Origin of the sequence: Achromobacter insuavis, from assembly GCF_902859645.1 — a bacterium.
Taxonomy (GTDB): domain Bacteria; phylum Pseudomonadota; class Gammaproteobacteria; order Burkholderiales; family Burkholderiaceae_B; genus Achromobacter; species Achromobacter insuavis.
Genome location: NZ_CADIJR010000007.1, coordinates 44,238 through 71,106 on the forward strand (window position 1 = coordinate 44,238; position 26,869 = coordinate 71,106).

Genomic DNA, 26,869 nt, shown 5'->3' on the forward strand with positions numbered 1-26,869 from the left:
TAAATACGGGAGAAATAGACCATGATCGTCCAACGCACCCGCGCCATCCTGCTGGCCCTGAGCCTGGGCCTGCTGGCCGCCTGCTCCGACTCCGGTTCGGACAAGCCCGCGCAGGGAGCCAGCGCGCCCGCCGCCGGCGGCACGCTGGAAGCCGCCAAGGCCGCCGGCAAGATCCGCATCGGCTATGCCAACGAGGCGCCGTTCGCCTTCATGGACAGCAAGGAAGCCAAGGTCACCGGTGAATCGGTGGAAATCGCGCGGGTCGTGCTCAAGCGCATGGGCATCAACGAGGTCGAGGGCGTGCTGACCGAGTTCGGCTCGCTGATCCCGGGCCTGCAGGCCAAGCGTTTCGACATCATCGCGGCCGGCATGTACGTGACGCCCGAGCGCTGCGGCCAGGTGGCGTTCTCGAACCCGACCTATGGCGTGGGCCAGGCGTTCCTGGTCAAGCAGGGCAACCCGAAGAACCTGCATAGCTACGAGGACGTGGTCAAGAACCCGGACGCCAAGCTGGGCGTGGTGGTGGGCGCCATCGAAGCCGAATACGCGTCCAAGGTGAAAGTGCCGGCCGGCCAGATGGTGGTGTTCCCCGATGCCGTGAGCGCGCTGTCCGGCGTGCAGGCCGGGCGCGCCGACGCCTACGCGGCCACCGCGTTGACGGTCAACGACCTGATGGGCAAGACCGACGCCGGCAGCGGCCTGGAGAAGGCCGAGCCGTTCACCGATCCGGTGATCGATGGCAAGGGCGTGCGCGGCTACGGCGCCTATGCCTTCCGCACCGACGACAAGGCCTTCGCCGACGCCTTCAACGCCGAGCTGGCCAAGTTCATCGGCACCGACGAGCACAAGCAGCTGGTGGCGCCGTTCGGCTTCACGCCCGAGGAGCTGCCCAAGGACGTCACGGCCGCCAAGCTCTGCGCCGCGAAGTAGGGGGCGCCGATGCCGCTCATATCCGAACATATCGCCGAACTGGCGCCGCCGCTGCTGGAAGGCCTGGCGGTGACGCTGGAAATCATGGCGGGCGCCGTGGTGCTGGCGGTGCCGCTGGCGCTGGCGGCGGGCGTGGGGCGCCTGTCGACGCTGCGGCCGGTGCGCTGGCTGGCGTCGATCTATGTCGAGGTGTTCCGCGGCACCTCGGCGCTGGTGCAGCTGTTCTGGTTCTATTTCGTGCTGCCGCTGTTCGGCGTGCAGTTGCCGGCCATGCTGGTGGGCATCGTGGTGCTGGCGCTCAATGCCGGCGCCTATGGCGCCGAGGTGGTGCGCGGCGCGATCCGCGCGGTGCCGCCGGGCCAGCGCGAGGCCGGCGTGGCCCTGAACCTGACGCGCGGCCAGATCATGCGCCGCATCGTGGTGCCGCAGGCCATCCCGGCCATGCTGCCGCCGGCCGGCAACCTGCTGATCGAACTGCTCAAGAACACCGCGCTGGTGTCGCTCATCACCATCACCGACCTGACCTTCCGCGGCCAGCTGCTGCGCAGCGAGACCCTGCGCACCACCGAGATCTTCACGCTCATGCTGTTGCTGTATTTCGCGGTGGCGCTGCTGATCACCGCCGGCGTGCGGCTGCTTGAACGGAGGGTCCGCGTCCGATGAAACCGATATTCGACTGGTCCTTCGCGCTGGAGATCCTGCCCACCCTGGGCTCGGCGCTGGTCATCACCATCCAGGCCACGGTGCTGGGCATGCTGGTGGCCGTGACGCTCGGCCTGGCGCTGGCGTTGCTGCGGCGCTCGCGCCTGGCGCTGCTGCGGCTGCCCACGGCGTTCGTGATCGAGTTCGTGCGCAGCACGCCGCTGCTGGTGCAGATGTACTTCCTGTTCTACGTGCTGCCCCTGACCGGGGTGCGGATGTCGCCGCTGGCGACCGGCATCGTGGCGCTCGGCCTGCACTACGCCACCTATTGCGCCGAGGTCTACCGCGCCGGCATCGAGGCGGTGCCGCGCGGCCAGCTGGAAGCGGCGCGGGCGCTGAACATGTCGCCGTGGCGCACCGCCGTGGGCGTGGTGTTGCCGCAGGCGATCCCGCCGGTGGTGCCGGCGCTGGGCAACTACCTGGTGGCCATGTTCAAGGACACGCCGCTGCTGTCAGCGATCACGGTGGTCGAGCTGCTGCAGCAAAGCAAGATGATCGGCTCCACCACCTTCCGCTACACCGAGCCCCTGACGCTGGTCGGCGTGCTGTTCCTGGCGCTGAGCCTGATCGCGGCCTGGGGCGTGCGCGGCCTGGAGACCCGCCTGCAACGATATGGAGGAAAGCGATGAGTTCCAGCATCACCATCAAGAACCTGCACAAGCGCTATGGCGAGCTGGAGGTGCTCAAGGGCATCAACCTGGAGATCCCGGCCGGCCAGACGGTGGCCGTGATCGGGCCGTCAGGCTCGGGCAAGTCGACCCTGCTGCGCGTGCTGATGACGCTCGATCAGCCCAGCAGCGGCGAGATCGAGATCGACGGCGAGCCGATGTGGACCGACGCCCAGGGCCGCCCGGCCGGCGCCAATTCCGAGCACCTGCGCAAGGTGCGCGGCAAGATCGGCATGGTGTTCCAGCACTTCAACCTGTTCCCGCACATGACCGCGCTGGGCAACGCCATGGAGGCGCCGGTGCACGTGCTGGGCATGACGCGCGACCAGGCCCGCGAACGCGCGGTGGAATACCTGGAAATGGTCGGCCTGGGCGACAAGCTCGACGTCTATCCGGCGCAGCTGTCGGGCGGCCAGAAGCAGCGCGTCGGCATCGCCCGCGCGCTGGCGATGTGCCCGGAGATCATGCTGTTCGACGAGGTCACCTCGGCGCTCGATCCGGAGCTGGTGGGCGGCATCCTGCAGATCCTGCGCGACCTGTCGGCGCGCAAGAGCATGACCATGATCATCGTCACCCACCAGATGAAGTTCGCCGAGCGCAGTTCCGACCGCACGCTGTTCTTCGACCAGGGCAACATCGTCGAGGACGCCGCGTCGCAGACGCTGTTCAGCGATCCGAAGGAAGCGCGCACCCGGCAATTCCTGGACAGCGTGATCGAAGGTCAATAAGAATGGGTAATAAGGCCGGCGCCATCACGCCCTAAACCCCCACGCGGGCGTCGGAATTGGCGGCCCGGGCGGGTGTCGGCGCTATGCTGTGCATCCGCGTCCATCGCCCGGAGCCCTACGCATGAGTCATCTTTTCAGTCCCACGTCAGTCGGCAATGTCGAACTGGCCAACCGCATCGTCATCGCGCCCATGTGCGAGTACTCGGCCGACGAGGGCCGCGCCACCGATTGGCACATGATCCACCTGGGCCACCTGGCCCTGTCGGGCGCGGCGCTGCTGTTCACCGAGGCGACCGCGGTCGAGGCCGACGGCCGCATCTCCCCGGGCGACCTGGGACTCTGGTCCGACGAGACCGAAGCCGCGCTCGGTCGCGTGGTGCAGGCGGTGCGCCGCTATTCGCCGATCAAGCTCGGCATCCAGCTGGGCCACGCCGGCCGCAAGGCGTCGAGCCACGCGCCCTGGGAAGGCGGCCAGCTGGTGCCGCCGGAGCAGGGCGGATGGCAGGGCTGGGCGCCGTCGGCGTTGCCGCACAACGCCTCCGAGCCGGCGCCGCGCGCGCTCGACGCGGCAGGCCTGGCGCGGGTGCGCGACGCTTTCGTCGACAGCGCCCGCCGCGCCATCCGCCTGGGGTTTGACGCCATCGAGCTGCACGCGGCCCATGGCTATCTGCTGCACCAGTTCCTGTCGCCGCTGGCCAACCAGCGCGACGATGCGTACGGCGGTTCGCTGGAGAACCGCATGCGCTTTCCGCTGGAAGTGTTCCGCGCGGTGCGCGAAGTGACGCCGTCGTCGGTGGCGCTGGGCGTGCGGGTGTCGGCCACCGACTGGGTCGAGGGCGGCTGGGACCCGGCGCAGACCGAGGCGTTCGCGCTGCGGCTCAAGGAACTGGGCTGTGAGTTCATCGACGTCTCCAGCGGCGGCGTGTCGTCGCTGCAGAAGATCCCGGTGGGGCCGAACTACCAGGTGCCGTTCGCCGACGCGATCAAGCGCGCGGTCGGCCTGCCCACCATCACGGTCGGCCTCATTACCGAGGCGCAGCAGGCCGAGGACATCGTGGCGCAAGGACAGGCCGACATGGTGGCGCTGGCCCGCGGCATGCTGTTCGATCCGCGCTGGCCCTGGCATGCCGCCGCGCAACTGGGCGGCCAGGTCAATGCGCCGCGCCAGTACTGGCGCTCGCAGCCGCGCGAGTTGAAGGAACTGTTCGGCGAGACGCGCTTCGGCCAACGCTAGCGCGCGCGCCCCAACGAAAAACGCCGCATCATGATGCGGCGTTTTTCATGGGCGGGCGGCGCGCGCTTACAGGCGCGAATAGGCCGCTTCCAGCTCGCGGTGCAGGATGTCCGCGAAGTCGGCGCGGGCGGCGTCGTGCTGCGACAGCAGGCGCGCCAGCACCACGTTGTCCTCTTCGCCGTTCCAGATCTTGATGTAGGTGCCTTCCTTGTAGCCGTGCTGCTGGCGGAAGATGTTCAGCACGTTCTTGGAAACGTACTGGGTGTAGGCGTCGTTCCAGCTCATCTCGCAGGCCGTCATGCTCTGCTCGAGCAGCTTGAAGCTGGCGCGGCCACACACGGCCAGGCCGCCGATCAGTTCCAGCAGTTCGGGCACGTTCAGGCTGGCCAGCGCGTAGCTCTTGCCATCCAGCGTGATCGATGCGGGGCCTGCCAGGTCGGCCACCAGCGCGGCGGCGGCGGCGTTGACGTCGCCCTTGGCCTGCACGATGGTGTGCGACAGGTAGAAATGCAGGATGTCGACCAGTTCCATCTGCACCTGCGGCAGGTCGATGGTCTGCTTTTTCCACCACTTCCAGCCGTAGTGCTCCAGGGCCTCGGCCGATTCGACGAAGGCGGCGCGCAGGAAGCGGGCGCCACCGTTGATCCAGTCCGGATTGATCATGCTGTTCAAGTCGCCTTGCAGCTTCAGCATCGTGGCCGCCTGGGCCTGGTTCAATCCGACAACGTTATTCACTTTTACTCCGGTATTCGTGGGGTCTGTTCGACAGCGGCGGAAATGTTAGCACCAATGCCGCCGCGGCCGTGGCCGCTCACGCGTCCTTGCGGTACGACGAGGTCTTGAGCGGCGGCAGCTTTTCCAGCGGCCGCTTGCGCGGGTCGCGGGCGCCGCTGGCGGCCTTGAACAGCATCAGCGCGAAGAAGCCCAGGAACACCGCCGGCATGAAATCATCCAGGTCGAAGCGCGGCGCGTGCAGCGCCTTGAAGGCGACATTGACCGCGGCCCAGCCGGCCACCGCGCCGGCGATGGTCAGGAAGATGCCCTGCTTGCGCTGGCGCGCGCGCTTGGCCAGCGAGACCGCTTCGGCGTCGGTCTGGCCGGGGGCGACGGTGGGCGGCACGCTGTCGGCGCGGCGCGACTGCAGCGGCGGCGGGGCCGTCTTGCCCCAGGTCAGGTCGTTCAGGGAGCCCTGGCTCGGCACGGGCGCGGGCGTCGGCGCGGGCGTGGCCACCGGCGCGGCGGCCTGGCGCTTGGCCTCGGCCTTGCTCGGCACCCGTCCGGGCGTGGCGCCGCCGGCGCGCGACAGATTCTCGATGTAGCGCGCGAAGTCGCCGTTCTTCGGCTCCAGGTCGATGGCCATGCTGTTCTCCGCTAGTTGCCGCGACGGATGCGGGCCGGCTGCCGGCGCTTGCGCATCATCGCGACCAGAAGCCCGCATCCTAGCAGCACCGAGAAGCCGGCGCCGATCATCATGGCGATCTGCTGCGCGTTCTGGGCGGCGCCCAGGCTGCGCGCGGTGATGTAGCCCGGCGCCAGCATCAGCGGCATCCACAGCACGGCCGACAGCACGTTGGCCATCTGGAAGCGGCCATGGGCCATGCCCATGACGCCCGCCACGGTCGGGATGGTCGAGCGGATCGGGCCCAGGAAGCGGCCGATCAGCACCGAGGCGAAGCCATAGCGGTAGAAGAACAGCCGGGCGCGGGCGACGGCGGTGCGTTGCTGCTTGAGCGGCCAGCGGCGCAGCACGCTGGGGCCGGCCCAGCGGCCCAGCGCGTACGACAGGGCGTCGCCGACGATGGCGCCGGCAATGCCCCAGGCCAGGATGCTCCACGGGTCCAGCGTGCCCGCGCCGATCAGGCCGCCGGTCAGCAGCATCAGCGCGGTCGCGGGGATGAACAGGCCCAGCAGCACCATCGATTCCCCCAGCGTGAGCAGGAAGGTGATGGGGCCGGCCCAGGCCTGGTTGGTTTCGATCAGCACGCCGATCTTGTCGATGTATTGGTCCATGGGTCGAAACTTGAAAATTAGCTGAATGCAATCGGGTATCTTAACGCCTGCGTGATGGCCGGCAGGTGAAAATGGCGGTCCATCGAAGGCTTTCGTCGGAGTGTTATGGATTCGGTTACACAAGCCGTGCTGGGCGCGGGCATACAGGGGGCGCTGCTGGGGCGCGTGCAGGGGCGCCGGGCGCTGATCTACGGCGCCGCGCTGGCGACGGTGCCGGACCTGGACGTGCTGATGCGCTACCCGGATCCGGTGTCGCTGATGACCTACCATCGCGGCTTCTCGCACTCGATCTTCGTGCTGACCGGCCTGGCGCTGCTGCTGACCTGGCTGATACGCAAGTACTGGCCGCAGGCCCCCTATAGCGGCAGGCGATTGTTCCTGACGCTGTGGCTGGTATTGGTGACGCATCCATTGCTGGACGCCTTCACCGTCTATGGCACGCAGTTGTTCTGGCCGCTGCCATCGATCCCGGAAAGCTGGGCGGCGGTCTTCATCATCGACCCGGTCTACACCGTGCCGCTGCTGCTGGCGTCGGTCTACGCGATCATCGCGGGCATGACGCGCAACGCCCGGCGCTTCCTGGCCGGGGCGCTGATCTTCAGCACCGCCTATCTGGGGTTCGGCCTGGCCGGCCGCCTCGCCGCCGAGCACCGGGTGCGCGACGCGATGCAGGCGCAGGGCATTGCCGTCACCGAGCTGCGGGCAGTCCCCATGCCGCTCAACACGCTGCTGTGGCGCGTCATCGCCAAGACGCCCGACGGCCATTACTACGAGGCCGTCAGCAGCTGGTTCGATCGCGAGCCGCCGGAATGGCTGCGCCAGCCGCTGCATCCGGAACTGGGCCAGGCGCTGGCGGGCGTGCCGCTGCACCAGCGCCTGCGCTGGTTCACCGACGACTGGCTGCGCTATGACGCGATGGGCGATGCGCTGGTGGTGACCGATCTGCGCATGGGCATGGCGGGCCACTACAACTTCCGCTTCAAGATGGCCGAGCGCGGACCCGACGGCAACTGGCGGCCGGTGACCCCGTCCAGCTGGCCGGGCGAGCGGGGCGGCTGGGCCGAACTCAAGCTGGTGCTGGCGCGCATCCTGCATGCCCAGCCGCCGCTGCCGTTGGCGCAATGGGCGGACACCGCCACGCGCTAGACCGGCCTTCGAGCCCCGATACCCGCCGCGATCCGGCGGGTTTTTTCATGCCCCGCCGCGGCGCCGGGATGAGTCCGTATTGACCGTCCGTCCGGCCCTGCATTATTCTTGTTCGATATTAAGGAACAGTAGTTCCGTTTTGTGGAACATTGAATGAGTATTCTCGACGGCGTCCAACGCGTGCTGGCGCTTTATGCGGAAGGCGCGGCGGAGCTCAGCTTCACCGACGTGGCGCAGCGGCTGTCCATGCCCAAGAGCACGGCATCGCGCCTGCTCAACCAGATGCAGCACTACGGCATGCTGGACCAGGACGCGGCCTCGCGCCGCTACCGTCCCGGCCTGCTGCTGTCGCAGGCGGTGCGAGCCGGCCTGGCGGCGACGCCGCTGGATGAGGCCTGCCGCAAGGTGCTGGCGCGCCTGTCCGCCGACAGCGGCCTGACCGCCTATCTGTCCACCCTGAACCAGCGCGAAACCGTGGTGCTGCAGCGCCTGAATGGTTCGCACCCGGTGCAGGTGCTGTCGCCGCCCGGCTCGCGCCGCGCCGCCTCGGGCACGGCGATGGGGCGGGCGCTGCTGTCGCGCCTGAGCCAGGCCGAGTTCGACGCGCTCTATGGCGCCGATCCGGCGCAGTCGCTGCCGATGGAAGGCAAGGATTGTCCGGCCACCGTCGGCGAACTGGCCCAGCGCGTGGCGCAGACCCGCGCCGACCATTACGGCGTCGCCATCGACCAGGCGATGCCCGGCATCGGCGCCGTGGCGGCGGCCGTGCGCGATCCGTCCAGCGGCGAACTGCGCGGCCTGTGCCTGTCCTTCGTGTCGTTCCAGGTCGACGCGGTCCGCGTGGCCGCGTTGCGCGATGCCCTGACGCAGCAGGTCGCCGCGCTGGGGCGCGAACTGAACGATCCCTACTGGCTGGACTGACGCCCCGGCCCGATCCTTTTTACCGATTCCCGCTATCCGGCCGCGTTCGCGCGGCACTCCGACTTACCGAATCCACGGAACCTTGCACATGAACCTTCTGCTCCTCAGCAATTCCAGCAGCGACGCCGGCTACCTGGTGCACGCCTTGCCCGACATCCGCGAACTGATCGCCACGCTGCCGGCCGGCGCGCCGGCGGTGTTCGTGCCGTACGCCGGCGTCACCCGCGACTGGGACGACTACACCACGCTGGTGGTGTCGGCGCTGGCCGACACCGGGCTGGACATCCAGGGCCTGCACCGCGCCGCCGATCCGGCGGCCGCGCTGGAACAGGCCGCGGTCATCATCGTCGGCGGCGGCAACACCTTCAACCTGCTCGGCCAGCTGCGCCGCCAGGGCCTGCTGAGCGTGGTGGCGCGCCGCGTGCGCGAAGGCGCCGCCTACCTGGGCTGGAGCGCCGGCTCCAACCTGGCCTGCCCCAGCATCTGCACCACCAACGACATGCCGATCACCGATCCCGAAGGCTTCGACGCGCTCGGCCTGCTGTCCTTCCAGATCAATCCGCACTACACCAACGCCCATCCTCCCGGCCACCGCGGCGAAACCCGCGCGCAGCGCCTGGCCGAATTCTGCACGCTGAACCCAACCATGCCGGTCCTGGGCCTGCCCGAAGGCGCCGCGCTGCGCGTGCGCGATGCCGCCATCACGCTGGTCGGCCCGCATGACGCGACCCTGTTCCTGGGCGGCAACGAGCCGCGCGTGTTCCAGCCCGGCGTCCTGGAGATCCCGGCATGAAACAGGTCATCGATACCATCGAGCTGCTGTCCTCGGCCCATGTCACGGGCGAGGCGGTGGCGCAGGTCCTGCGCGAGGCCGGCCATTGTGAAGTCGAGGTCACGCGGCTCGGGCGCGACGGCCTGTCCACCGACTTTCTTTCCATCGTCATTCCCGGTTCCGACGCGAACGCGCCGCAGTTGGGCATCGTCGGCCGCCTGGGCGGCATCGGCGCGCGTCCGGCCGTCACCGGCCTGGTGTCCGACAGCGATGGCGCCGTGGTCGCCGTCGCCACCGCGCTCAAGCTGATGGCCATGGCGCGCCAGGGCGACGTGCTGCCCGGCACCGTGCGCATCCGCACCCACATCTGCCCGCGCGCCGGCACCCGGCCGCACCACCCGGTGCCGATGATGCGCTCGCCGTTCCCGATGCGCGAAATGATGTCGCACGAAGTCGATCCGCGCATGGACGCGATCCTGTCGGTCGACACCACCCGCGGCAACCGCCTGGTGAACCAGCGCGGCGTGGCGCTGACGCCCGTGGCCAAGCAGGGTTACCTGCTGCGCATTCCCGAGACCATGCTGGACGTGCTGGGCTGGGTCAGCGGCCAGCTGCCCCTGACGCTGCCGTTGACCACGCAGGACATCACGCCCTACGAGAACGGCCTGTGGCACGTCAATTCGCTGATGCAGCCGGCCATTGTCACCGACGCGCCGGTGGTGGGCGTGGCGCTGACCGCGCAGACCGCCGTGCCCGGCTGCGCCACCGGCGTGACCAACGCGGTCGACGCCGACGTCGCCATGCGCTTCTGCATCGAGATCGCCAAGCTGTTCGGTCAGGGCGCGATGACCTTCTTCGACGCTGCCGAATGGGGCGCGTTGCAGGCCCGCTACGGCTCGATGGCGCACCTGCAGACCACCGGCCAGGAACCCGGGGGCGCGCAATGAGCGCGCCCAAACCGCGCCGCGTGGCGTTCTTCACCATCGGCCAGTCGCCGCGCAGCGACGTGGTGCCCGAGATGGCGCCGTTGCTGGGCGCGCACGTGCGCATCGACGAATTCGGCGCGCTCGACGGCCTGGACGCCGCGGCGCTGGCCGCGCTGGCGCCGCGACCCGGTGAATACCGCTTCGCCACGCGCATGCGTGATGGCAGCCAGATCGAGCTGGACGCCGCCGCCGCCGAGGCCCGCCTGGCGCAGGTGATGCGCGAGGCCGACGCCGCCGGCTACGACCTGCTGGTGCCGCTGTGCACCGGCACCGCGATCGCGCCGATGCGCACGCTGGTGGTCGAGCCGCAGCAGGTGGTCGACCATCTGGTCGCCGGCCTGTCGCAGCACAGCCGCAAGGTCGGGCTGGTGGTGCCGCTGGAGGCGCAGGTCGACGCCTTCCACATGGCCGTGCCGCTGGAATGCCCGGCGGTGGTGGTGCATGCCTCGCCCTACGAAACGGACGCGGCGCGCGCGGCCGCCAATTTCACGCAGGCCGGCCGCGAATTGGCCGACTGCGATTTCATCGTCATGCATTGCATGGGTTACGCCGAACGCATGCGCCAGGCCGTGGCGCAGGCTTCGGGCCGCCCGGTCCTGCTGTCGAATCGTGTCGTCGCGCAGATGCTTGCGCAAATACTGGAATAAGGGAATCCACTTCATGTTCAGCCGTAGTTTGCAACGCGCCGCGGGCGCACTGTTCGTCGTCAGCACCCTGGCGGCCGCGCCGGCCATGGCCGCGGATGCCTGGAAGCCGACCAAGCCGGTGCGCCTGCTGGTCGGTTTCGCGCCCGGCGGCTCCGCCGACACGCTGGCGCGCCTGCTGGCCGAGCCGCTGTCGCAGCGCCTGGGCCAGACGGTCGTGGTCGAGAACCTGGCGGGCGCGGGCGGCAACATCATGGCGTACCGCCTGTCGCAATCGCAGCCCGATGGCTACACCATCGGCATCGCCGCGGCCGGCTCCATGGCCATCACCCACGTGCTCAACGCCAAGGGCACCAGCTACAAGCCGACCGACTTCACGCCCATCACGCTGGCCGCGGTGCAGCCCAACGTGGTCATCGTCAACAAGGACGTGCCGGCCAACAACCTGGCCGAGCTGAAGGACTACTTCCAGAAGACGCCGACCGCCACCTACGGCACCGCCGGTGTGGGCATTTCCAACCACCTGATCGCCGAGACCATGCTGTATAAGCTGGGCGTGAAGGTGCCGCACGCGGCCTACCGTGGCGCGGCCCCGGTCATCACCGACCTGCTGGGCGGCCACATCGCGATGACGATGGACAACATCTCCACTGCCGCGCCGCTGGCGCTGCAGGGCAAGGTCAAGGCCATTGGCGTGGCCTCGCTCAAGCGCTCGCCGCAATTGCCCAACGTGCCCACGCTCGACGAGCAGGGCCTGAAGGGCTTCGACATGCCGACCTGGCAGGGCGTGTTCGCCCCGGCCGGCCTGCCGGCGGACGTGCTGGCCGCCTACTACGCGGCGCTGCAGGACGTGCTCAAGCAGCCGTCGGTGATCGAGAAGATGGCCGGCCTGGGTTCGGAACCGGTCAGCGGCATGACGCCCGAGAAGTTCGGCCAGTTCCTGGAGAACGACCGCAAGCAATGGGCCGACATCGTGCGCGCCGCCAACATCAGCCTGGAACAATAAGGCCACCGCGCGCGCCGGCCTTGGCGGGCGCCGCAAACAAAAACGCCAGACTCGCGTCTGGCGTTTTTTTTGGCCCGGACGAACGCGGGCGTGTCAGGTCGGCAGCCGGGCCGCGATCTCGGCGATCAGGCGGCGCGCGGCATCGAGCTTGTCGGCGGCCGGCAGCGGGTGCGCGCCCTGCGCGTCGAACAGCACCAGTTCGGTGGTGTCGGCGTCCATCACCTTGTGCGCCAGGTTGCCCACCAGGAGCGGGATGCCCTTGCGCTGGCGCTTGGCCTCGGCGTGCTCGGCCAGCTTCTCGGTCTCGGCGGCAAAGCCCACGCACCACGGGCCGTCCGGCAGCTTGGCCACTTCGGCCAGGATGTCGGGGTTGGGTTCGAATTCCATCTGCGGCGCGCCGCCGCCTTCGCTGGTCTTCTTCAGCTTCTGGTTGCTGACGTTCTTGACGCGCCAGTCGGCCACGGCCGCCACGGCGATGAAGATGTCGGCATCGGCGGCGCTGGCCATCACCGCGTCGTGCATCTGCCGCGCCGTCATCACCGACAGGGCGGTGACGCCGCGCGGCACGGGCAGGGCGGTGGCGCCGGTGATCAGCGTGACGCGGGCGCCGGCCTCGCGCGCGGCCCGCGCCAGGGCGTAGCCGGTCTTGCCCGACGAGCGGTTGCTCAGCACGCGCACCGGGTCGACCGGCTCGGACGTGGGGCCGGCGGTCAGCAGCACGTGGCGGCCGGCCAGCAGCTTGGGCTGGAAGAAGGCGATCAGGTCGGTCAGGATTTCATGGGCTTCGAGCATGCGCCCGTCGCCGGTCTCGCCACAGGCCTGTTCGCCGGCTGACGGGCCCAGGATGCTGATGCCGTCGGCGCGCAGTTGCGCCACGTTGCGCTGGGTGGCCGGGTTGGCCCACATCTCGCGGTTCATGGCGGGCGCCACCAGCAGCGGGCAGGCGCGCGCCACGCACAGCGTCGACAGCAGGTCGTCGGCCATGCCGTGGGCCAGCTTGGCCATGAAGTCGGTGCTGGCCGGCGCGATCAGCACGGCGTCGGCGCCGCGCGTCAGGTCGATGTGCGCCATGTTGTTGGGCACCCGCGGGTCCCAGGCATCGACGAACACCGGGCGGCCGGACAGGGCCTGCATCGTCACCGGCGTGATGAAGTGCGTGGCCGCTTCGGTCATCACCACGTCGACGACGGCGCCTTGTTCGGTCATGCGCCGCACCAGCTCGGCGATTTTGTAGCAGGCGATGCCGCCGGTCAGGCCGAGGACGATGCGTTTGCGGGCGAGGTCGAGCATGGGTGTCGGACGGCGGTTTGAATGCCGTCAAATCAGGGAACGGACAGTGATTTTATTCCGCATTGCCGCATCGCGCCGTTCGCCATGCATGCAGGGGGGCTCAAATAGACAAAAACCCGGCCGAGGGCCGGGTTTCGAAGGGGGCGGGGAGGGCGTCAGGCGCGCGGCTTGCGGGCCCGCAGCAGCTCGTCCAGCACCAGCAGCACGGCGCCGCAGCTGATGCCGACGTCCGCCAGGTTGAAGGCCGGGAAATACCAGTCGCGCCAGTAGAACAGCAGGAAGTCCACCACGTGGCCATACACCACCCGGTCGATCACGTTGCCGATGGCGCCGCCCAGGATCAGGGTCAGCGCCAGGCAGAAGCGCGGCTGGCCGCGGGTGCGGCGCAGGATCACGGTGATGACCACGGCGGCGACGATGCCCAGGCCGGTGAACAGCCAGCGCTGCCAGCCTTCCTCGGACGCCAGGAAGCTGAATGCCGCGCCGCGGTTGTACAGCAGCGTGAAGTCGAAGAACGGCAGCAGGTTCAGGCGTTCGCCGTACTGGTACGAGGTGTTGAAGTACACCTTGGTCAGCTGGTCCAGGACGATGATGGCGAGGGCCAGCGCCAGCCAGCGTCCCACCCGTGCGGGCGGGGCGCTGGCGGGCGCCGCGGCGGCGTTGCCGTGGGGGCCCGCCATGCTCAGGCCTTGTCGCGGGCTTCGCCCGAGCCGAACAGGTTGGACACGCAGCGGCCGCAGATCTCGGGGTGATCCGGATCCTGGCCCACGTCCAGGCGCCAGTGCCAGCAGCGCTCGCACTTCTTGTGCTTGGACGGTGTCACCTCGATGCGGGTCTCGCCTTCGCCGGCGTGCACGGTGGCGCGCGAGACGATCAGCACGAAGCGCAGGTCGTCGCCCAGGCTGGCCAGCAGCTGCTGGTCTTCGCCGCTGGCGTACAGGTCGACCTCGGCCTGCAGCGACGAACCGATGTCGCCGGCCGTGCGCACTTCCTCCAGCTTGCGCTGGACCTCGGCGCGGATGGCGCGCAGGCGCGTCCACTTGGCCGACAGGGCCTCGGCGTCCGCGAACGGCGGCAGCGCGTGGTAGACCTCGGTGAAGATGGTGACGCGGGCGGCGTCGGCCTGGTGCTTCAGGGCCGAGCCCACCAGTTCCTTCCAGGCCTCTTCGGCCGTGAACGACAGGATCGGCGCCATCAGCTTGAGCAGCGTCTGGGTGATGTCCAGCAGCGCGGTCTGGGCCGAGCGGCGGGCCACGCTGTCGACCTTCGAGGTGTACAGGCGGTCCTTCAGGATGTCGAGGTAGAACGCGCCCAGGTCTTCCGAGCAGAACGTCTGCAGGCGCGAGACCGCCGGATGGAAGTCGTAGCGTTCGTAGTGGCCCTGCACCTCGGCCTGCATCTGCGCCGTCATGGCCAGCGCATAGCGGTCGATCTCGAACAGCTCGCCGTAGGGCACGGACTGCGACACGGCGTCGAAGTCGGCCAGGTTGGCCAGCAGGAAGCGCAGCGTGTTGCGGATGCGGCGGTAGCCTTCGACCACGCGCTTGAGGATCTCGTCGGAGATCGACAGCTCGCCCGAGTAGTCGGTGGAGGCGACCCACAGGCGCAGGATTTCGGCGCCCAGCGAATCGGACACCTTCTGCGGCGCGATCACGTTGCCGACCGACTTGCTCATCTTGCGGCCCTGGCCGTCCACCACGAAGCCGTGCGTCAGCAGGGCCTTGTAGGGCGGCTGGCCGTACAGCATGCAGCCGGTCAGCAGCGACGAATGGAACCAGCCGCGGTGCTGGTCGGAGCCTTCCAGGTAGAGGTCGGCGGGCCAGCCCAGTTCGGCGCCGTGCGAGCCGGCGAAATCGCCGTCCTTGCCGCCCAGCACGGTGGCGTGGGTGCTGCCCGAGTCGAACCACACGTCCAGCGTGTCGCGGTTCTTTTCGTATTGGTCGGCTTCGTCGCCCAGCAGCTCGCGCGGGTCCAGCGTCTGCCAGGCCTCGATGCCGCCTTGCTCGACGCGTTGCGCGACCTGTTCCAGCAGCTCGGCCGTGCGCGGGTGCAGCGCGCCGGTTTCCTTGTGCACGAAGAAGGCCATCGGCGTGCCCCACTGGCGCTGGCGCGACAGGGTCCAGTCCGGACGGTTGGCGATCATCGCGTGCAGGCGGGCGCGGCCCCAGGCCGGGTAGAAGGCCGTGGCGTCGATGCCGGCCAGCGCCGATTCGCGCAGGGTCGGGCCGCCGTCCTTGGGCTGCACGTCCATGCCGGCGAACCACTGGCTGGTGGCGCGGTAGATGATCGGCGTCTTGTGGCGCCAGCAGTGCATGTAGCTGTGCTTGTGCTTTTCGACGTGCATCAGCGCGCCGGCTTCCTTCAGGGCCTCGACGATCTTGGGGTTGGCGTCCCAGATCGACAGGCCGCCGAACAGCGCCAGGCTGTCGACGTACTTGCCGTCGCCCATGACCGGGCTGATGAAGTCGGTGTCCTTCATGCCGTGCTCTTTGCACGAGATGAAGTCTTCGATACCGTAGGCGGGGGCCGAGTGCACTACGCCGGTGCCCGAGTCGGCCGTGACGTAGTCGCCCAGGTAGACGGGGGCCTTGCGGTCGTAGGCGGCTTCGAACTGCGCCAGCGGATGGCGGAACTCGATACCCGACAGCGCCGCGCCCGGCGCGGTGGCGATGACTTCGCCTTCCAGGTTCCAGGCCTTCAGGCAGGCCTCGACGCGGTCGCGCGCGATCAGCAGCAGCGGGCCGAACTTGGGCGCGGGCGACACGCGCACCAGCGCGTATTCGATTTCGGGGTGCAGGTTCAGCGCCTGGTTGGACGGGATGGTCCAGGGCGTGGTGGTCCAGATGACGATGGCGCCGTCGTCGACCTTGTCCAGGCCGAAGGCCTTGGCCAGCTTGTCGTGCTCGGCGAACGGGAAGGCCACGTCCACCGCCGGGTCGACGCGGTCGGCGTACTCGACCTCGGCCTCGGCCAGCGCCGAACCACAGTCGAAACACCAGTTCACGGGCTTGAGGCCGCGGAACACGTAACCCTTGTCCAGGATGCGGCCCAGCACGCGGATCTCGTCGGCTTCATTGCTGAAGTTCATCGTCATGTAGGGACGATCCCACTCGCCCAGCACGCCCAGGCGCTTGAAGTCCTTGCGCTGGCGGTCGATCTGCTCGAGCGCGTAGGCGCGTGCCTTGGACTGCACTTCGGCCACGGGCAGGTGCTTGCCGTATTTCTTCTCGATCTGGATCTCGATCGGCATGCCGTGGCAATCCCAGCCCGGCACGTAGTGCGCGTCATAGCCGGCCATGTTGCGGCTCTTGACGATGATGTCCTTCAGGATCTTGTTGACCGCGTGGCCGATGTGGATGTCACCGTTGGCGTAGGGCGGACCGTCGTGCAGCACGAAGCGCGGACGGCTGCGGCTGGCGGCGCGGATCGCCTGGTAGACGTGGTTTTCCTCCCACTGCGCAATCCAGGCGGGCTCGCGCTTGGCGAGGTCGCCCCGCATGGGGAAGGGGGTATCGGGCAGGTTGAGGGTCTTTTTATAGTCCATGAACGGCAAAATAGGCGCGCGCGTTTCGCGCGTCTTCGGCGATGGCGGCAGTCAGGGAAGGGAGGTCAGGAAATTTTTCTTCGTCCCGCAGCTTTTGCAGGAATTCGATACGCACGAGTTTACCGTATGCGTTGACGGTCTCGTCGAGCAGGTGTGCTTCCAGCAGCACGCGTCCGCGGTCCTCGACCGTCGGGCGCACGCCCAGGCTGGCCACCGCCGGCAGGGCGCGCTCGGCCAGGCCATAGACCTGCACCACGTAGATGCCGGAACGGGCCGCGCAGCGCTCGGCCACCCGCAGGTTCATGGTCGGAAAGCCCAGGGTGCGGCCCAGCTTCTGGCCGTGGATCACGTGGCCGCTGATATGGAAGGGGTGGCCCAGCAGGTGGCGGGCCCGGTCCAGGTCGCCCACCGCCAGGGCGGTGCGCACCTCGGAACTGGAAATGCGGTGGCCGTGGCGGTCGGTGACGTCGGCCAGGGTCTGCACCTCGAAGCCGTGGCGCAGGCCGGCTTCGCGCAGCAGGTCGATGTCGCCGCTGCGCTTGTGGCCGAAGCGGAAGTCCTCGCCCACCAGCAGCCATTTGGTGTCCAGGCCGTGAACCAGCAGGTTCTCGATGAAGGCGTTGGCCGACATTTCGGCCAGGCGGGCGTTGAAGCGCTCGACCACCACCTGGGACACGCCGTAGCGCGCCAGCGCCGCCAGCTTGTCGCGCAGCCCGGAAATGCGGGTCGGCGCCAGCTCGGGGCGCTGGTTCAGCGTGGCGAAGTACTCGCGCGGGTGCGGCTCGAAGGTCATCACGGCCGGGGTCAGGCCCCGGTCGCGCGCGACCTGGCAGACCCGCGCCAGCATGGCCTGGTGTCCGCGGTGGACGCCGTCGAAATTGCCGATGGTCAGCGCGCTGGGAGCGCGCTGGGCGGGCGGCGGAAGGGATCGGTAGATGCGCAGCGGTGGTTTCACGAGCGAGAGTTTACAATTTTGGATTACGGGATTGTTCGTCATCCCCAATTTGGATCGCTCATCTTGCCGGAAACCTCTACTACAACGCGCCGCATCGTCATCCTGATCTCGGGACGCGGCAGCAACATGCAGGCCCTGGTCGAGGCCTGTCGCCAACAGGGCTGGCCGGCCAGCATCGCCGCCGTGATCGCCAGCCGCCCGGACGCCGCCGGCCTGGAATGGGCCGCCGCCCAGGGCATCGCCACCGCGGCGCTGTACCACAAGGACTATGCCAGCCGCGAAGCCTTCGACGCCGCGCTGGCCGCTGAAATCGACCTGCACGCGCCGGATTACGTCATCCTGGCCGGCTTCATGCGGGTGCTGACCCCCGGCTTCGTCAACCGCTACAGCGGCCGCCTGGTCAACATCCACCCGTCGCTGCTGCCGGCGTTCCCCGGCCTGCACACGCACGCCCAGGCGCTGGCCACCGGCGTGCGGGTGCATGGTTGCACCGTGCATTTCGTGACGCCGGTGCTGGACCACGGTCCCATCATCGCCCAGGGCTGCGTGCCGGTCCTGGCCGGCGACACGCCCGAAATGCTGGCCGAGCGCGTGCTGGAAGTCGAACACCAGGCTTTTCCGACCGCCGTGCGCTGGCTGGCCGAAGGCCGGGTTACCCTGACGAATGACCACCGGGTGGACGTGCAGGGCGATCCTGACCGCCTGTTCACCTGGTCCGCGGCGGCTTGAGCGCCGCCGTTGCGCACCGCGGGCCGCCTGACGGTCCCTGAATCGCTTTTATCGGGCGGCGCCTGGCCGCCCCACTGGAATACACCATGAGCAAACCCCAATCTCCGCGTTCCCGTCCGGCTGCCGAAGGCCGCGACGGCCGGTCCTTCTTCTCGCGCCCCAAGGGCGAGGCCCGCGGCGCGCAGGAACGCGCGCCCCGTGCCGAGCGCGCCGCCGGTGACCGCGAAGGCCGTCCGGACGAACGCCGCGACAGCCGTCCGACCCCGCGCCCGTCCTATGACGCGCCGCGCGGCGAAGGCCGCGGCGAACGCGCTTCCTTCGGCGACCGTCGCGAAGGCTCGGGGCGCCCGACGCCTCGTCCCGCCTACGAGGGCGGCCGCGGCGAGGGCCGTGGCGAGCGTGGCTCGTATGGTTCGGAGCGTCGTGAAGGCCAGGGCCGGGGCGGCGAACGCGGTTCCTTCAATTCGGACCGCCGCGAAGGCCAGGGCCGCCCGGATTCGCGTCAGTCCTACGGCTCCCAGCGCGGCGAAGGCCGTGGCGGTGAACGCGGTTCCTTCAATTCGGACCGCCGTGAAGGTTACGGCCGCCCGGATTCGCGTCCGTCCTCCGGCTCCCAACGCGGCGAAGGCCGTGGCGGTGAACGCGGCTCCTTCGGTTCGGACCGCCGTGAAGGCTACGGCCGCCCGGATTCGCGCCCGTCCTACGACTCCCAACGCGGCGAAGGCCGTGGCGGTGAACGCGGCTCCTTCGGTTCGGACCGCCGTGAAGGCTACGGCCGTCCGGATTCGCGCCCGTCCTACGGCTCCCAGCGCGGCGAAGGCCGTGGCGGCGAGCGTGGCTCCTTCGGTTCGGACCGCCGTGAAGGCTACGGCCGCCCGGACTCGCGTCCGTCCCACGGCGCTCCGCGCGGCGAAGGCCGCGATGGTGAGCGCGGCGCCTACGGTTCCGACCGTCGCGAAGGCCACGGCCAGCGCGACGCCGCGCCGCAAAAACCGCAATTCAACCGTCCGCGCCTGTCCTACGCCGCCAGCCGCATCGACCAGGTGCAGCGCGTGCTGGGCGAGATCCTGCAATGGACCTACCCGGCCGACGCCGCCCTGTCGCACTGGCTGCGCGGCCACCCCGGCCTGGGCGCGCGCGACCGTTCCGAGGTTGCCGAAGCCGTCTACGACGTGCTGCGCCACCTGCGCCGCTACCGCCAGTTCGGCGAAAGCGGCGTCGGCCCGGCTTCGCGCCGCCTGGCCATCCTCGGCCTGGCCGCCACCCTGGGCGCGGAAGCGCTGCAGGAAGGCCTGGACGCGGCCGAAGCCGAATGGCTGCAACGCGTGCTCCAGATCGACCTGGCGACGCTGCCCCGCGCCGTGCGCGGCAGCATCCCCGACTGGCTCGATGAGCGCCTGGGCGCCATGGAGAGCCCCGAAACCCTGATCGAGGCGCTCAACCGCCAGGCCAGCCTGGACCTGCGCGTCAATCCGCTCAAGGTCGAGCGCGACGCCATGCTGACCGAACTGCAACAGAGCGCCGGCCGCTACGAACCCGTGGCCATGCCGTACTCGCCCTGGGGCATCCGCATGGAAGGCCGTCCGGCCATCAACCGCTGGCCGCAGTTCGAGAACGGCAGCATCGAGGTGCAGGACGAGGGCAGCCAGTTGCTGGCCCTGCTGGTGGCCCCGCGCCGCGGCGAAATGATCATCGATTTCTGCGCCGGCGCCGGCGGCAAGACCCTGCTGCTGGGCGCGCTGATGCGTTCGACCGGCCGCCTCTATGCCTTCGACGTCTCGGCCGCCCGCCTGGCGCGCGCCAAGCCGCGCTTTGCCCGCAGCGGCCTGTCGAACGTGGTGCCGGTGGCGATCGACAGCGAGAACGACGCCCGCGTCAAGCGCCTGGCCGGCAAGGCCCAGCGCGTGCTGGTCGACGCGCCTTGCAGCGGCATCGGCACCTTGCGCCGCAACCCCGACCTGAAGTGGCGCCAGCACCCCGAGTCGCTGGCCGAACTGGGCCAGCTGCAGGAACGCATCCTCAACAGCGCCGCGCGCTGCGTGGCGCCCGGCGGCCGGCTGGTGTACGCCACCTGCAGCCTGCTGGCCGAGGAAAACGAGGTGCAGGCCGATCGCTTCCTGGCCAGCCACCCGGATTTCGAGCGCGTGGATGCGGCCGAGATCCTGGCGGCCCGCTGCGACAACCTGAAGCTGGAAGGACCCTACGTCCAGCTGCGTCCCGACGTGCATGGCACCGACGGGTTCTTCGCGGCCGTCTTCGAGCGCCGCAAGAAGGGCGAGGCCGCCGCGGAAGGCGAAGCCCAGGCCGAAGCGCCGGCGGCAGCGGCCGAGCTGACGGAAGCGGGCGCCGAAGCGCCGGAGGAAGTCGCCGCGCTGGCGCAAGCGGACGCCGAGACGCCCGCGGCGCAGGAAGCGGGGGAGCCGGTGACGGCCGATGCCCCGGCCGAGGCTGCTCAGGACAAGCCCGCCGCCTGAGCGGGCCGGTCCTCGCGCCGGCTCAGGGAGCCGGCGTGATGCCCAGCGTGGCGCTGTAGCGGCGGGTTCCGATGGTCTTGTTCTGGTACTTCACCTCCCAGGCCAGCGAATCCGACCCGGGTTGGTTGGCCTGGTAGACCAGTTGCGCGATCGGCACTGTCTTATATGCGCAACGGCCCGAGTCGCCGGACTGGCCCCGCGTCTGGACGATGCTGGCGACGCCCAGGCGCGGCTGCAGCGTGATGGTGACGCGTGGCGCGCGCAGCGCCAGGCAATCCGAGCCGCGGATCTCGTAATAGGACGCCAGCACAGCTACGTCCCCGGTTTTCAGCGACTGGGCGCTGGCGGGCGCCATGGCGGCCAGGCCGGTGATGGTCAGAAGGGCGACAAAATGGGGACGGATTTTTTCGAGGAACATCGCGGGAGGGGAACGGCGGTGACGGTGATGGCGGACCGAAGTGTGCGCCAGACGCGTGGCGCCCGCAAGACAGCGCCCCAGCCTGACAGGAACTTTAATCACGGAATGTAGCCAAAACGAAGTGCCCGACGTGGGCGCTTCCCGGCCCGGGACACGCCGTCATCGTCGCCAAGGGTCGCCGACTCGGTCGCGCGCCTGCCGCAGTGTGGTCAAAAGTAGGGCTTAGTCCTTGATTTCCCTCAAAAACTATTTTGAAACTCCATTGTCATAACGCGGCAAAGGTAAGCTAAACTTCAGGCACTCTTCAAGCGAGGCTCATTACAGCTTTATGGATTACATCCTCTCCTTCATTGCCGGCGGTCTGACCCAAGCGACTTGGTGGCAGGTCGTCGTTTTCACCCTGGTCGTGACGCACATCACGATCGTGTCCGTTACCGTCTTCCTGCACCGCAGCCAGGCGCACCGGGGCCTGGATCTGCATCCGGCCGTGATGCACTTCTTCCGGTTCTGGCTCTGGATGACGACCGGCATGGTCACCAAGGAATGGGTTGCCATCCACCGCAAGCACCACGCCAAGTGCGAAAAGGAAGGCGATCCCCATTCGCCCATCCTGTTCGGCATCTGGAAGGTGTTGTTCCGCGGCGCCGAGCTCTACCGCGAAGAATCCAACAACAAGGAAACCATGGCCAAGTTCGGCCACGGCACGCCTGACGACTGGCTCGAACGCAACGTCTACAGCAAGCACAGCCTGTGGGGCGTGCTGACCATGCTCGCCATCGACATCGCCCTGTTCGGCGCGATCGGCGTCACGGTGTGGGCGGTGCAGATGGCCTGGATTCCCTTCTGGGCGGCCGGCGTCGTCAACGGCATCGGCCACTACTGGGGTTACCGCAACTACAACAGCCCGGACACCAGCACCAACGTGTTCCCCTGGGGCATCGTGATCGGCGGCGAAGAGCTGCACAACAACCATCACGCCCACGGCACGTCGGCCAAGTTCTCGGCCAAGTGGTACGAATTCGACATCGGCTGGTGCTACATCAACATCCTGAAGTTCCTGGGCCTGGCCAAGATCAAGAAGGTCGCGCCCAAGCTCAAGCTGGATGATTCCAAGACCGGCATCGACCTGCGCACGCTGCAGGGCGTGATCACGCACCGCTACGAAGTCATGGCCCGCTACGCGGACGTGATCAAGAGCGCCGCCCGCGAAGAACTCGCCAAGCTGAAGGCCTCGCGCCAGGACGGCAACGCCGATTGCGGCTGGAACAAGCTGCACAAGGTGCGCCGCGCCATCCACCGCAACGAGGACATCCTCCAGCCGGAACAGCTCGAAGCCGTGGACAAGGCCATCGCCCAGAACCAGTCGCTGTCGACGCTGGTGCAGATGCGCCGCGAACTCGGCCGTATCTGGGAAAGCTCCAGCGCCAGCAGCGAACAGCTCCTCCATGACCTGCAGGCCTGGTGCCAGCGCGCCCAGCAAAGCGGCATCGCCGGGCTCGAGCAATTCGCTCAACGTCTGCGCCGCTACGCGGCATGATGCTAGAGAAGCTCAATCCTGAACAACGCGCCGCAGTAACGTTAGAACCGCAGCACGCCCTGGTCCTGGCCGGGGCGGGCAGCGGCAAGACCCGGGTGCTCACCACCCGCATGGCCTGGCTGATTCAAACCGGCCAGGCCTCGCCTTTTGGGCTGCTGGCCGTCACGTTCACCAACAAGGCCGCCCGCGAGATGCTGGCGCGCATGTCGGCCATCCTGCCGATCGATACGCGCGGCCTCTGGATCGGCACCTTCCACGGCCTGTGCAACCGCATGCTGCGCGCGCACCATCGCGACGCCGGCCTGCCGCAGACCTTCCAGATCCTCGACGTCACCGACCAGCTCGCCGCCATCAAGCGGCTGATGAAGGCCAACGGCGTCGACGACGAGAAGTATCCGCCGCGCGACGTGCAACGCTTCATCAACGGCGCCAAGGAAGAGGGCCTGCGCCCCGCCGACGTCGAAGCCTATGACGCGCACCGCCGCCGCCTGATCGAGATCTACCAGCTCTACGAAGCCCAGTGCCAACGCGAAGGCGTGGTCGACTTCGCCGAGCTGCTGCTGCGCGCCTACGAACTGCTGTCGCGCAACGCGCCGGTGCGCGAGCACTACCAGCGCCGCTTCCGCCACATCCTGGTCGACGAGTTCCAGGACACCAACACGCTGCAGTACAAGTGGCTGCGGCTGCTGGCCGGCGGCGGCGCGGCGATCTTCGCCGTGGGCGATGACGACCAGTCCATCTACGCGTTCCGCGGCGCCAACGTCGGCAACATGTCCGACTTCGAGCGCGACTACGCGCACGGCACCGTCATCCGCCTGGAGCAGAACTACCGCTCGTACGGCCACATCCTGGATTCCGCCAATGCGCTCATCGGCCACAACAGCGGCCGCCTGGGCAAGAACCTCTGGACCGACCAGGGCGAGGGCGAGCCGGTGCGCGTCATCGAGCAGCCCTCGGACGGCATGGAAGCGCAATGGATCGTCGACGAGATCCGCTCGCTGATCCACGAAGGCAGCCTGCGCCGCGAGATCGCCGTGCTCTACCGCAGCAACGCGCAGTCGCGCGTGATCGAGCACGCCATCTTCTCGGCCGGCATTCCGTACAAGGTCTACGGCGGCCTGCGCTTCTTCGAGCGCCAGGAAATCAAGCACGCGCTGGCCTACCTGCGCCTGATGTCCAATCCGCACGACGACACCTCGTGGATGCGGGTGGTCAACTTCCCGACGCGCGGCATCGGCGCGCGCACGCTGGAGCAGCTGGCCGACGCGGCTCGCGCGCATGATTCCAGCCTGTATGCGGCCGTGGCGCTGGTGGCGGGCAAGGGCGGCTCCAACCTGGCCCAGTTCGCCCAGCTGATCCATCGCCTGATCGAGGAAACGCGCGACCTGCCGCTGCCCGAAATGGTCGAGCACATGCTCGAGGCCAGCGGCCTGAACGCGCACTACAAGGCCGAGCGCGAAGGCGCCGAGCGCCTCGAAAACCTGAACGAACTGATCACCGCCGCGGCGGTGTTCGCGTCCGAGGAAAACTACGACGGCATGCCCGCCGGCGTGGTGCCCGACCAGGACACCTCCAGCACGCTGATGCCCGGCGTGGTCGATGCGCCGCCGGTGGTTTCCGATGGCCTGACGCCGCTGGCCGCCTTCCTGTCGCATGCCGCGCTCGAAGCCGGCGACAACCAGGCGCAGCAGGGCCAGGACGCCGTGCAGCTCATGACCGTGCACGCGGCCAAGGGCCTGGAGTTCGACGCCGTCTTCATCACCGGCCTCGAGGAAGGCCTGTTCCCGCACGAGAACAGCATCCTGGAACAGTCCGGCCTGGAGGAAGAGCGCCGCCTCATGTACGTGGCGATCACCCGCGCGCGCCAGCGCCTGTACATCAGCCTGGCGCAAAGCCGCATGCTGCATGGCCAGACGCGCTACGCCATGCGGTCGCGCTTCCTCGACGAAATCCCCGAGCAGCACCTGAAGTGGCTGTCGCCCAAGGCCGGCCTGGCGCCCGCCCTGAGCGCCGGCGGCGGCTGGAACGGCAACCGCGGCGACGCGTTTGGCCGCAAGCCGACCAACACCATTGCGCCGCGTCAACCGCGCGGCACGGCCTCCGGCGTCACGGTGGGCGACAAGCAGTATCGTGTGGGACAGGGTGTGCACCACGCGCGTTTCGGCGACGGCACCATCGTCAGCCTGAGCGGCGCGGGACAGGATGCCCAGGCGGAAATCCATTTCCGCGATGTCGGCGCCAAGACGCTGGCGCTGGGCATCGCCAAGCTGGATATCGTTCAAGGTTGAAAGACATGGCCAATCAAGACTCCCCGAAAGCCGAACTGGCATCGCTGCGCGCCGAAATCGACGAGATCGACCAGCAGATCATCCTGCTGCTCGGCGTGCGCTTCCGCTGCACGGACATGATCGGTGAACTCAAGCAGGCCAACGACATGGACTTGGTGGATCCGGTGCGCGAAGACCAGCAGGTCCAGCGCATCCGGCGCCTGGCCGAAGAGGCCGGCGTGCCGCCGGCCTTGGCCGAAACCATCCTGCGCGAAGTGATCGACACGGTGGTCGATCATCACACCCGGTTGCGCGAGCGTCCCTACTCGTGACGCGCGCCTGACGACCGCCGTCCGCGAGGGCGCGGCCGTCCGCGCAGCGAAAGGCCCATGGCCGCGGCATTGCCGCGGCCATTCTTTTTTCAGCCCGGCGCGGCGCGCTACAAGGTCTTGAGGAACGCCAGCAGGGCGTCGATCTCGGCCGGGCTCAGGTCGAGCGGCTTGATGTGCTCCGACTTGCGTGGCGCATACGGGTCCGGGGGATCGGCCGGCGGCGCTTCGCGGCCCATGCCGGCGTTGTACATCCGCAGCAGCCCCCGCAGGTCCGGAAACAGGCCGTTGTGCATCCACGGGCCGGCCTGCGCCACGTTGCGCAGGCTGGGCGTGCGGAATTTACCCAGGTCGGCGGGGTCGCGCGTGGCCTCATAGCGCCCCAGGTCCTGGTTGCGGCGGCCGTAGAACGACAGGCCGATGTTGTGGAACTGGTGGTCGCTCAGCAGCGGGCCGTTGTGGCAATTCATGCAGCGCGCCTGGGTGCGGAACAGGTGCAGGCCCAGCAGCTCGGTGTCGTCCAGCGCATCGGCGCGGCCCGACAGGAAATCGTCGAAGCGTGTTTTCTCCGGCCGCAGCGAGGCCACGTAGGCGGCCAGCGCGCGCGCCAGGCGGTCGGCGTCGACTGCGGATGTCGGTGTCGATGCCGCTGGCGCCTGAGCCACCGGTGTCGTAGCTGCCGTTGCCGATACTGTCGAGGCGGCCGCTGATGAAGCCGATGCAACCGTTGAAGAAGACGCTGCCGGCGCGCCGCCGAACGCCTCGAGGAAGCGCGCGGGATACATGTCGTTCTCCCGCAACCGAGTCACCGCCCCGACAGCGTCATGGTTCATTTCCCGCGGGTCGTGCAGCGGTCCTATCACCTGTTCCTTGAGGCTGGCCGCTCGGCCGTCCCAGAACAGGCGCGGCGCGAAGGGCGCGGCATACAGCGGCGTGGAGCGGCGTCGCCCCATCAGCTTGTCCTCTCCCACCGCCAGCGGCAGGCCGTCGGTGAAGGCGCGTTGCGGCTGGTGACAGGAGGCGCAGGAGACCTGGCCCTTGCGCGACAGGCGGGTGTCGAAGAACAGCATCTGTCCGAGCGTCACGACCGCCGGCCTGGCCACGTCGGCGGCCAGTTGCGTTTGGCCGGCATTCGCGGCGGTCCATTGCAGCGGCGGGCTGGAAGCCGGCGGGACGGCTGCCCATTCGATCCAGTGCACGCCGGCGTCGATCGTGGGTGCGGGCCATCCGGCGGCGGGGCCGGCATAGCGCGCACGCAGACAGGCGAGGTCCCAGCCCGCCTGCGCGTGGCAGGCGGGCGCATCGGCGACGGCGGGGGGATCGGCCTGGCCGGCGGCGGTGGCTGTATCGGCCAGCGCCAGGACGGCGCTAGAAGGGGCGGCACCGGGATCGGCGGCGCAAAGAAGCGGGGCGCAAAGAAAGGAGGCGCAAAGGAAAGAGGCGCGAAGATAGGAGGCGCCAAGACGGGAGGCGCCAAGAGGGACGGCCAGGGCGCCCGTCCGGGGCCTGGCGCTGCCACGCAGGGGCATGGATACGTTCCGGGTTGCGTTGATGTCAGACGTAGGACGCAACGACGGTG

At 68.7% G+C, this 26,869-nt stretch carries 25 protein-coding genes; 16 read left to right on the top strand and 9 right to left on the bottom strand.

Annotation, left to right across the window (positions count from 1 at the left end):
• The first annotated feature begins 21 nt into the window (after nucleotides 1–21).
• From ehuB to H0523_RS06215, 5 genes are all read left to right on the top strand, one after another.
• Nucleotides 22–930 carry an ectoine/hydroxyectoine ABC transporter substrate-binding protein EhuB gene (gene ehuB, locus H0523_RS06195; protein WP_054430057.1) on the top strand — a complete coding sequence of 303 codons (909 nt, stop codon included), beginning with the start codon at nucleotides 22–24 and terminating at the stop codon, nucleotides 928–930.
• Nucleotides 931–939: 9 nt separating this feature from the next.
• Entirely contained in the window at nucleotides 940–1,593 is a 654-nt protein-coding gene (gene ehuC / locus H0523_RS06200) for an ectoine/hydroxyectoine ABC transporter permease subunit EhuC (protein WP_054430055.1), read from the top strand.
• Nucleotides 1,590–2,261 (top strand): ectoine/hydroxyectoine ABC transporter permease subunit EhuD, encoded by a 672-nt coding sequence (gene ehuD, locus H0523_RS06205; protein ID WP_054430053.1) that lies wholly within the window; start codon nucleotides 1,590–1,592, stop codon nucleotides 2,259–2,261. The genes ehuC and ehuD overlap by 4 nt, the downstream gene beginning before the upstream one ends.
• Nucleotides 2,258–3,028 (top strand): ectoine/hydroxyectoine ABC transporter ATP-binding protein EhuA, encoded by a 771-nt coding sequence (gene ehuA, locus H0523_RS06210; protein WP_054430052.1) that lies wholly within the window; start codon nucleotides 2,258–2,260, stop codon nucleotides 3,026–3,028. Before ehuD ends, ehuA begins: the two co-directional genes overlap by 4 nt.
• Before the next feature lie 121 nt (nucleotides 3,029–3,149).
• Nucleotides 3,150–4,262 carry an NADH:flavin oxidoreductase/NADH oxidase gene (locus H0523_RS06215; protein ID WP_054430049.1) on the top strand — a complete coding sequence of 371 codons (1,113 nt, stop codon included), beginning with the start codon at nucleotides 3,150–3,152 and terminating at the stop codon, nucleotides 4,260–4,262.
• A 66-nt stretch (nucleotides 4,263–4,328) separates the two neighbouring features.
• Here H0523_RS06215 and H0523_RS06220 read toward each other — a convergent pair whose 3' ends face one another.
• From H0523_RS06220 to H0523_RS06230, 3 genes are all read right to left on the bottom strand, one after another.
• Entirely contained in the window at nucleotides 4,329–4,955 is a 627-nt protein-coding gene (locus H0523_RS06220) for a dUTPase (protein ID WP_169537467.1), read from the bottom strand.
• 118 nt (nucleotides 4,956–5,073) lie between these two features.
• Nucleotides 5,074–5,622 carry a hypothetical protein gene (locus tag H0523_RS06225; protein ID WP_054430047.1) on the bottom strand — a complete coding sequence of 183 codons (549 nt, stop codon included), beginning with the start codon at nucleotides 5,620–5,622 and terminating at the stop codon, nucleotides 5,074–5,076.
• Between the two features lie 11 nt (nucleotides 5,623–5,633).
• Entirely contained in the window at nucleotides 5,634–6,272 is a 639-nt protein-coding gene (locus tag H0523_RS06230; protein ID WP_054430045.1) for a DedA family protein, read from the bottom strand.
• Nucleotides 6,273–6,377: 105 nt separating this feature from the next.
• On the opposite strand from H0523_RS06230, the gene H0523_RS06235 reads away from it, so the two are divergent.
• The 6 genes from H0523_RS06235 to H0523_RS06260 all read left to right on the top strand — a co-directional run bounded on the left by H0523_RS06235 (nucleotide 6,378) and on the right by H0523_RS06260 (nucleotide 11,747).
• A complete protein-coding gene (locus tag H0523_RS06235) occupies nucleotides 6,378–7,418 on the top strand; it encodes a metal-dependent hydrolase (protein WP_054430043.1) in 1,041 nt (346 codons plus the stop codon).
• 153 nt (nucleotides 7,419–7,571) lie between these two features.
• Nucleotides 7,572–8,339 carry an IclR family transcriptional regulator gene (locus H0523_RS06240; RefSeq protein ID WP_054430041.1) on the top strand — a complete coding sequence of 256 codons (768 nt, stop codon included), beginning with the start codon at nucleotides 7,572–7,574 and terminating at the stop codon, nucleotides 8,337–8,339.
• A gap of 88 nt (nucleotides 8,340–8,427) precedes the next feature.
• Nucleotides 8,428–9,132: a dipeptidase PepE gene (pepE, locus tag H0523_RS06245; protein WP_054430039.1), complete on the top strand. Its 705-nt coding sequence runs from the start codon at nucleotides 8,428–8,430 to the stop codon at nucleotides 9,130–9,132.
• Entirely contained in the window at nucleotides 9,129–10,058 is a 930-nt protein-coding gene (locus tag H0523_RS06250; RefSeq protein ID WP_054430037.1) for a DUF1177 domain-containing protein, read from the top strand. Before pepE ends, H0523_RS06250 begins: the two co-directional genes overlap by 4 nt.
• Entirely contained in the window at nucleotides 10,055–10,744 is a 690-nt protein-coding gene (locus H0523_RS06255) for an AroM family protein (RefSeq protein ID WP_054430036.1), read from the top strand. Before H0523_RS06250 ends, H0523_RS06255 begins: the two co-directional genes overlap by 4 nt.
• Before the next feature lie 13 nt (nucleotides 10,745–10,757).
• Complete coding sequence (locus H0523_RS06260) at nucleotides 10,758–11,747, top strand: Bug family tripartite tricarboxylate transporter substrate binding protein (protein WP_054430035.1); 990 nt, start codon at nucleotides 10,758–10,760, stop codon at nucleotides 11,745–11,747.
• 93 nt (nucleotides 11,748–11,840) lie between these two features.
• Here the strand turns inward: H0523_RS06260 and coaBC are convergent, their stop codons facing one another.
• From coaBC to H0523_RS06280, 4 genes are all read right to left on the bottom strand, one after another.
• On the bottom strand, nucleotides 11,841–13,037 hold the full coding sequence (coaBC, locus tag H0523_RS06265) for a bifunctional phosphopantothenoylcysteine decarboxylase/phosphopantothenate--cysteine ligase CoaBC (RefSeq protein ID WP_054430033.1): 1,197 nt from the start codon (nucleotides 13,035–13,037) through the stop codon (nucleotides 11,841–11,843).
• Nucleotides 13,038–13,192: 155 nt separating this feature from the next.
• Entirely contained in the window at nucleotides 13,193–13,717 is a 525-nt protein-coding gene (gene lspA, locus H0523_RS06270) for a signal peptidase II (protein WP_054430031.1), read from the bottom strand.
• Nucleotides 13,718–13,719: 2 nt separating this feature from the next.
• Nucleotides 13,720–16,581 carry an isoleucine--tRNA ligase gene (ileS, locus tag H0523_RS06275; protein WP_054430030.1) on the bottom strand — a complete coding sequence of 954 codons (2,862 nt, stop codon included), beginning with the start codon at nucleotides 16,579–16,581 and terminating at the stop codon, nucleotides 13,720–13,722.
• Entirely contained in the window at nucleotides 16,571–17,536 is a 966-nt protein-coding gene (locus H0523_RS06280) for a bifunctional riboflavin kinase/FAD synthetase (RefSeq protein ID WP_054430028.1), read from the bottom strand. Before H0523_RS06280 ends, ileS begins: the two co-directional genes overlap by 11 nt.
• Nucleotides 17,537–17,599: 63 nt before the next feature.
• On the opposite strand from H0523_RS06280, the gene purN reads away from it, so the two are divergent.
• Both purN and H0523_RS32390 read left to right on the top strand, forming a co-directional pair.
• Nucleotides 17,600–18,265 (top strand): phosphoribosylglycinamide formyltransferase, encoded by a 666-nt coding sequence (purN, locus tag H0523_RS06285; protein ID WP_054430027.1) that lies wholly within the window; start codon nucleotides 17,600–17,602, stop codon nucleotides 18,263–18,265.
• A gap of 1,052 nt (nucleotides 18,266–19,317) precedes the next feature.
• Complete coding sequence (locus H0523_RS32390; protein WP_054430337.1) at nucleotides 19,318–20,739, top strand: RsmB/NOP family class I SAM-dependent RNA methyltransferase; 1,422 nt, start codon at nucleotides 19,318–19,320, stop codon at nucleotides 20,737–20,739.
• A gap of 22 nt (nucleotides 20,740–20,761) precedes the next feature.
• Here the strand turns inward: H0523_RS32390 and H0523_RS06295 are convergent, their stop codons facing one another.
• Entirely contained in the window at nucleotides 20,762–21,157 is a 396-nt protein-coding gene (locus H0523_RS06295) for a hypothetical protein (RefSeq protein ID WP_054430025.1), read from the bottom strand.
• A 328-nt stretch (nucleotides 21,158–21,485) separates the two neighbouring features.
• Between H0523_RS06295 and H0523_RS06300 the strand changes: the two genes are divergently transcribed.
• Genes H0523_RS06300 through H0523_RS06310 form a run of 3 tightly spaced genes read left to right on the top strand, consistent with a single transcriptional unit; the run spans nucleotide 21,486 to nucleotide 25,293 of the window.
• Nucleotides 21,486–22,694: a DesA family fatty acid desaturase gene (locus tag H0523_RS06300; RefSeq protein WP_006395975.1), complete on the top strand. Its 1,209-nt coding sequence runs from the start codon at nucleotides 21,486–21,488 to the stop codon at nucleotides 22,692–22,694.
• Nucleotides 22,691–24,982 carry a UvrD-helicase domain-containing protein gene (locus H0523_RS06305; RefSeq protein WP_054430023.1) on the top strand — a complete coding sequence of 764 codons (2,292 nt, stop codon included), beginning with the start codon at nucleotides 22,691–22,693 and terminating at the stop codon, nucleotides 24,980–24,982. The genes H0523_RS06300 and H0523_RS06305 overlap by 4 nt, the downstream gene beginning before the upstream one ends.
• Before the next feature lie 5 nt (nucleotides 24,983–24,987).
• A complete protein-coding gene (locus tag H0523_RS06310; protein ID WP_054430021.1) occupies nucleotides 24,988–25,293 on the top strand; it encodes a chorismate mutase in 306 nt (101 codons plus the stop codon).
• 107 nt (nucleotides 25,294–25,400) lie between these two features.
• Here H0523_RS06310 and H0523_RS06315 read toward each other — a convergent pair whose 3' ends face one another.
• Nucleotides 25,401–26,489 (bottom strand): cytochrome-c peroxidase, encoded by a 1,089-nt coding sequence (locus H0523_RS06315; RefSeq protein ID WP_231689759.1) that lies wholly within the window; start codon nucleotides 26,487–26,489, stop codon nucleotides 25,401–25,403.
• Between the last annotated feature and the right edge of the window lie 380 nt (nucleotides 26,490–26,869).